General features: G+C 49.0%; 4 protein-coding genes. 1 reads left to right on the forward strand and 3 read right to left on the reverse strand.

Annotation, left to right across the window (positions count from 1 at the left end):
* Nucleotides 1-51: 51 nt before the first annotated feature.
* The 3 genes from KKH67_03920 to glnA all read right to left on the reverse strand — a co-directional run bounded on the left by KKH67_03920 (nucleotide 52) and on the right by glnA (nucleotide 5,241).
* Nucleotides 52-1,281: a hybrid sensor histidine kinase/response regulator gene (locus KKH67_03920; GenBank protein MBU1318324.1), complete on the reverse strand. Its 1,230-nt coding sequence runs from the start codon at nucleotides 1,279-1,281 to the stop codon at nucleotides 52-54.
* A 2-nt stretch (nucleotides 1,282-1,283) separates the two neighbouring features.
* Nucleotides 1,284-3,617, reverse strand: a complete 2,334-nt coding sequence (locus KKH67_03925; GenBank protein MBU1318325.1) for a PAS domain-containing protein — start codon at nucleotides 3,615-3,617, stop codon at nucleotides 1,284-1,286.
* 199 nt (nucleotides 3,618-3,816) lie between these two features.
* Nucleotides 3,817-5,241, reverse strand: coding sequence for a type I glutamate--ammonia ligase (glnA, locus tag KKH67_03930; GenBank protein MBU1318326.1), 1,425 nt, complete (start codon nucleotides 5,239-5,241; stop codon nucleotides 3,817-3,819).
* A gap of 304 nt (nucleotides 5,242-5,545) precedes the next feature.
* Between glnA and KKH67_03935 the strand changes: the two genes are divergently transcribed.
* Nucleotides 5,546-7,093, forward strand: a complete 1,548-nt coding sequence (locus KKH67_03935; protein MBU1318327.1) for a protein kinase — start codon at nucleotides 5,546-5,548, stop codon at nucleotides 7,091-7,093.
* Nucleotides 7,094-7,165 lie beyond the last annotated feature (72 nt).

Here is a 7,165-nt window from a genome sequence, read left to right on the forward strand (position 1 = left end):
TTCTAAACGTATTGCATGTACGTCCACTCGCATGATCGTGAATCAATACGTTTATAACTCCGGTCGTGCGATCAGGCGGATGGCTACTTTGAATGAAGTACCTTTGCCTTCAGGGCCATTCTCAACCCATATACGGCCACCCAACCGATCTGTCGCCATTTTGCAGAAAGCCAGACCCAGTCCTACCCCGCTTCTTTCTCCTGGTGTCTCTCGTTCGATCTGGTAGAATTTCTCAAAGACCTTTTCTCGGAGATGCGGCGGAATTCCAGGACCCTCGTCGTCTATCGAAATAACACACTCGCCATTTCGATTCAGGCTCCTGCAGGTGACTGTCCCTTTCGCCGGAGAGTGTTTGATGGCGTTCCCTACGAGATTGTGCAGGATTCTTGATAGTAGCGTCGGGTCAGATTCAACAGTTAGGGGATTTTCGTGAAGCTCGTATGTGAGATTAACATGACTGAAATGTGCCAAGGGTTGTGCAGCTTCGCATGTCACTTGAACAAGGTGAGAACAATCAATAGTCTCAAGTTTGACGGTCATAGTACCATCTTCCAGTTTCGCGGCATCAAGAATCCCCTGTACAAGCATTTTCATATGCTCGGCCGATACCTGCATTTCTGCCAAATCACTCTTCAAAAGGTCCTTATCTACCAATGGCTTGGCCAATCTCTGTAACAGCAACTCAATCCGTCCGCTAATCCCCATGAGAGGATCGTTCAGATCATGAACCACCATGTGGCTTAGGGTGTCTCGAGCTTGTTCAGCTTGTCGTAAGTTTTCATAGCTTCGCCGCAAATCTGCAAGCAGCCATTCACGTTCATCTTGCAGCTTTTTGCGACGCAAACAGGCTTGCACACGTGCATCGAAATCACGCGATCGAAACGGTTTAATTATGTAATCATCAGCACCAAGCTCGAAGCACCGAGTGAGAGTTTTGTCGTCGTCCACGGCGGTGATCATCAACACCGGAATAGAAGCTAAATCGTTCTGTGTCTTTAGATGCTTGAGCACCTCGGTGCCATTCATATCTTGCATCATAATGTCCAGCAAGATTAAGTCCGGCTTCTCCGACCTGACTATATCCAGCCCTTGATAGCCGTTTTCCGCCAAGAGCGGAACACATCCCAAAACACGAATTCGCTCCCCCATAATGTTGCGGTTGTGCACCTGGTCGTCGACTATTAACACGCGCAACCCCGATATTGAGACGGATTCTTCACGGTGTGATGGCTCTATGATTTGGTCCACAGGAGCATTATCGATACATTCGGTAGTCGGCATTCTTACGATACCTCATTGACTGCAACTTCGCTTTTCGCAGCCATCATCTTTCTTAGATGAATTTCGTGGTTAATCGGTTTCAGTTCAGATGTCGCTGTAGGTACATGTTGATCCAGAACAGCATAGAGCGCTGCCGTGCGTATGGGTTTGGACAGATGGTCCTGAAAACCTGCTAACATATGCTTCTTGATCGACTTGTCACTCGCATCGGCTGTCAAGGCAATGACAGGAATCTCGTCGGTTCCAGGCATCTGCCGCAATCTTTCTAGCGCTGTAATGCCGTCCATTATCGGCATCCTGATGTCCATGAGAATGAGATCAGGACTAAAAGTGGCTGCTTTCTCAAGACCTTCCTGACCGTTACAAGCAGTTTCCACTTCGTAACCTCGCACGAGGAGCATGTCCAGGATTACCTCACGATTAACCTCATTGTCCTCAACCAGCAGAATCTTGCCACTGGCCGCTCGGTCTTGAAGATGTTCCTCTGAAACTGCAAGACTTTCGTACTCCGAAGATAACTCAATACTTGATCGTAGTGTAAACCAGAACGAGCTACCTTGGCCGACCTCACTTTCAACTCCAATATCACCCCCGTGCATCTTTACCAGCCGTCTGGTCAAACCCAGACCGATACCAGTACCGCCCAGTTGTTCGTCGCGAACTCGATTGACTTGATAGAACTCATCGAATACTCTGTCAATGACTTCCGGCTCGATGCCGATACCGGTGTCATTTACCTCAATACGGAAGAAACCATCTTCAGTGGGTTGGCCACTGATGGTAATATGACCACCTTCTGGTGTATACTTTATGGCGTTGGAAATCAGGTTTAGCAGAATTTGCTTGAGGGCTCTTTGATCAGCCTGAACACACACATCGTTAAAGTCCTCGGTTATCTTGAAGTGTAAACCCTTCTTTTTGATCTGACTCGATAGTATTGCATTCAACGCGTCAATGGATTCACCACAGAAGACATTTTCCAGACACACTATCCGCCCACCAGAATCAATCTTGGCTAAATCTAAGAGGTCATTGATAAGGGACAGGAGATGATTGGCGCTGCTGTTGATTTGGGCCACATACTGCAATTGTTTGTCGCTGAGGGGGCCTAGCAATTTCTCGTAAAGCAAATCTGCTGAGCCGATTATGCCATTCAGTGGGGTACGCAATTCATGGCTCATGGTCGACAAAAACTGGTCTTTTTGACGAGTCAAATCCTCGGCGACTTGCCTTGCTTTGATTAACTCGTTCTCGTAAGACTTGCGGTCCGTGATGTCCAACACTACTCCCTGCATACTTGCTGGCTTTCCAGCAGAATCGTAATGAGCGAGTCCCTTAGCGACAAGCCAGCTAATGCTTTCGTCTGGCCAAACGACCCGGTACTCTGTGTCATACTCGGTATTGTTTTCCAAGGCATCTCTGATCGCGTTATCTGCTTTCACACGATCATCAGGGTGCAGCCGCTCAAGAAAAATGTTGTAGGATATAGTCTGATCGGCCGTTAATCCATGGAGCTCCTTGCATTGATCAGACCACGCCAACTCGTCTGTGAGAATGTTCCAATGCCATATGCCAATGTTGGCGCTGGTGGTAGCCAATCGCAGTCGTTCCCCGCTCTCTTTCAGCGACCGCTCCATTTCCTTGCGTGTTGTGATATCGATCCAGCTGCCAACGATTTCCATCGGTTTTCCCAAATTGTCTCGAACAAGCGCCAACTCGTCCCGCATCCATCGGTAGCTGCCGTCGGCAACCTGAAACCGGTACTCGTGAACATGATCCCCCTTTTCAAAGAGATCCGACAACCCCGACAATACCCGAGAAGAGTCGTCCGGGTGGATATGTGATGCCCAGAAGCTTGAGTCTGTCAAGAAATCCTCAGGTTGATAGCCTAATTGAGCCTTGACGTTCTCGCTGATAAATGTTGCGCCAAAATCTCCGTCGGCCTTGCACGAATAGATAACCGTTGGGTTGGAGAAGAGAAGGTGCTTCAGTCTTTCGCATGCTTTGGCACGTTCTCGCTCAGTTTTCGCCTGGGGTTTTAGAAAAAGAAGATAGGAAACAGGAACAATGATGAGACATAGCAGCAAGCCATCTATCAGAACTTCAGCCCATCCAGGAAGGCTGTGGATAAGACCCAGCGCCCACATAATCGCAATCTCCGAAATCCAGACTGAGACACCGATAGTGAAGATCAACCGACTCACAGGGTGCGCTGGATCAGCTTGCTTTGTCTCCGTAGGCTGCGCGGTCTGGCTGCAGGAACTTCCTTGCGCAGACTTCCGGGAGGCTAAGAATTGCTTGAATTCCTTGATAACTCGATGTGTGGATATGTTCATCTATGATGCCCCCTTGGAAGTACTCAAATCAGAGTTCTTCCATCCAATTATCGGCAGACGCAATGAAAAGATTAGCGGCAGAGATCAGCCGTCCGCCGACCAGCAAACAGTGACCAAATGCCGACTGTCGAGTCGTCCTGCCCGACAAATTCATCTAAATTCACATCTACCCATCTGTCCCTATAGGGCAAGAAGTCCATCACAAGCTATAATAGAGATTCATCTCAAACGGATGGGGACGATTTCTGACAGCCACGATCTCCTTGGTCTTTTCGATTATCCAGCTTTCAATCAACTCCTCGTTGAAAACTCCTCCTGCCAACAAGTAGTCGTGGTCTTCTTTCAAAGCCTCCAGCGCTTCTTCGAGGCTTGTGGGGATCGAAATGAGGCGAGCTTTTTCACCCTCACTCCAGCCGAATACGTTATCATCGAACGGTCCCATTCCGTTTTCCGGTGTAGGACGGATACCCTTCTTGACGCCGTCGAGGCCAGCCATCAAGAGTGCGCTCATCGCGAAGTAGTAGTTGCATGTACCATCGCTGGTGCGGAATTCGAACCGTTTAGCCTTCTCACTCACTGCGTACTTTGGAATTCGAATTGCGGCGCTGCGGTTTGCAAGTCCGAAGAAGAGCTTTACCGGTGCTTCATACCCTGGCAGCAATCGCTTGTAAGAGTTAGTGGAGGGATTTGTGAACGCCGCAAGTGACCGTCCATGCGCCAGAATGCCTCCAATGAATCCGAGCGCCACATCCGATAAATCTGCATAGCCTCCCTTCTTATAGAAAACATTCTTACCCTTCTTGCAAAGCTGTATATGGAAGTGCATGCCGCTGCCAGGCTCGTCGTACAGAGGTTTGGGCATGAAAGTCGCAGACAAACCTCTGCGCAACGCTTGATTATGTATGATGTCTTTGATATACATCATGCGGTCGACAATCAGCCTGAAGTCGACCAGTTCTGTCTCTATCTCCTGTTGACCGGAAAGGCCCACCTCGTGATGATGGTAGCGCACCGGGCAGCCGGTCTGTTCTATCATTGCCACCATTTCCTGCCGAAGGTCGGAGTATTTGTCGAAAGGCACATCGATGTGGTAACCCTTGCGGTTGGCAACCGCAGTCCCATCCTTATCCTGGTAGCCGAAAGGCAAGTCATCCTTATTCTCGGCAGATGTAAATTTGAAACCGGCGCTGAACTTGCCGTTATGGATTTCAGCTTCATTGAATAGATAGAATTCAAACTCCGGAATCCAGAGCGACTGATCAGCGACTCCCGACTCCTCGAGATATGCTTGAGCGCGCATGGCCAGACTGCGTGGGTCTTTGGATATGCCTATCCGCGTCTCGGCATCACATATGAACGCAAGTACCCGGAGTGTCGGAGTAGCGCTGAACGGATCGAGTATTGCTGTCGACAAATCCGGGAGCAGCAACATGTCGCCCGACTCCACCGAACGCATTCCAGGTATACTTGAACCGTCGAACGGGATTCCGTTCTTCATGACTATCTCAAGCCGGGATATTGGAAAGGTGAGATGATACCAGTTGCCGGTCAGATCGGAATACTTGATATCCACGGCCGTTATCTCGTGTTGCTCAACCATTTTTCTGACTTCATCAATGTCCATGGGTCCTCCATTTCTGACATCACACATACTATAAGAGGCTCTTTGGCTGTAATCTAACTGATTCCAGTCAGTTTGGCATTCAGTTTTTTCGGTTGTTTAGATTCTGATTTTGCAGGACTGCGCGGAAATCTGGTAACGAGGAGACCCGGTTCGAAAATCAGCGCTTACTGGCTAAACGCGAAACGGCACTCGTGCTTGTAGATCAAATGAAAGGTGGCGGAACTCGATTGAGGATTGCTATGATCCTGATAGTTGACTATATTGTTTGTTGAAAACAGTTGTCCATTTATATAGTATTCATATTATGTGTCCAGAAGATCCACAGGATGATCAGACTCAGACATATCTTCCCTTGATTGAGGGCACCGCTGTTTCTCATTACGTGATCATCGAGAAGATCGGTGCTGGCGGGATGGGTGAGGTGTATCTGGCAAATGATACCGAGCTTAATCGCAGAGTGGCGTTAAAGTTTCTACCACCGCACTTGTGTCGGAATGAGGATTGTCGTAAACGTTTCAAGCGTGAAGCTCAGGCAGCTGCAAAGCTGAACCATCCAAATATCATCCACGTCTATGAGGTATCTGAACACCAAGGACGACCATTCTTTGCGATGGAGCATGTGGAGGGAACATCTCTGAAGGATGTCACTGGTGACAAAGATTTGTCTGTCGAGAGGATTCTTGAGCTTGGTATACAGGTCTGCGAGGGATTACATGCAGCACACGAAGAGGGAGTGACACACCGGGATATCAAACCATCGAATATCCTCATCGATTCACACGGACGAGCGAGGATAGTAGATTTTGGCCTGGCCTCTGTGGTTGGATCAGATCAACTGACCAGGACCGGTTCCACTCTCGGCACTGTCGGTTACATGTCGCCAGAGCAAGTGAGAGGCGACGAGATCGACCATCGTAGCGATTTGTTTTCGTTCGGTGTGGTTCTGTATGAGTTGATCACCAAACAGAATCCGTTCAAACGCGACAGTGAGGCAGCCACACTGAAAGCTGTCTGCGATGATATTCCGCATCCTATCGCGCGCTTCCGTTCGAACATTCCGGATGGGATTCAGAGCATCCTTGACAAGGCCTTGGAAAAGAACATCAAAACAAGATACCAGCACGCAGATGGAATGGTATCGGATCTGATGCGTCTGAAGCGCTCGCTCGATTCAGGTCTGTCAACTATGTCTGCTGTAACAGCTGTCGGCAGGTCAAGCAGGACATGGTGGCTGGTAGCTATTGTGGCAATGCTTGCTGTGGCTGTAGCTGTTGTAGCAACCCAGCCTTGGAAACCGGAGACCATTGCGGATAAGCCGCACAAGATCATGCTGGCGGTTCTGCCATTTGAGAATCTCGGCGATCCGGAAGATGAGTATTTTGCTGACGGCATCACAGAGGAAATCCTGACGAACTTGGCGAAGCTCTCGGGACTTGGCGTGATCTCCCGTACTTCCGCTATGCAGTATAAGAACAGCGAAAAGGGACTTCGTCAAATCGGCGAGGAGTTGGGTGTTGACTATGTACTCGAAGGGACTATTAGGTGGGATAAATCGGGCGATGTAAACAGAGTGCGGATACATCCTCAGTTGATAGAGGTGGCCGACGACATTCATCTTTGGGCTGACCGCTATGATGCGATTCTCTCTGATGTTTTTGAAATTCAATCGAGTATTGCCGAAAAAGTGGCGGAGGCACTCAATGTGGCCCTGCTTGAGACGGAGCGCCGCGCCCTGACGCAGCAGCCGACAGAAAACACTGAAGCCTATCACTATTACTTACGAGGTAAACAGTACTTCAGCGTACAGGTCGGTCGAGGTGACTACCGAGATATTGTCAAGAGTTGTGGATGATTGTTTTGATAGTATCCTCAAGTTCTCCAGTTATGCGGCTTCCTTTATTTCTCCATCAACGAACTTAACACC

Source organism: Candidatus Zixiibacteriota bacterium, from assembly GCA_018820315.1.
Classification (GTDB): domain Bacteria; phylum Zixibacteria; class MSB-5A5; order JAABVY01; family JAHJOQ01; genus JAHJOQ01.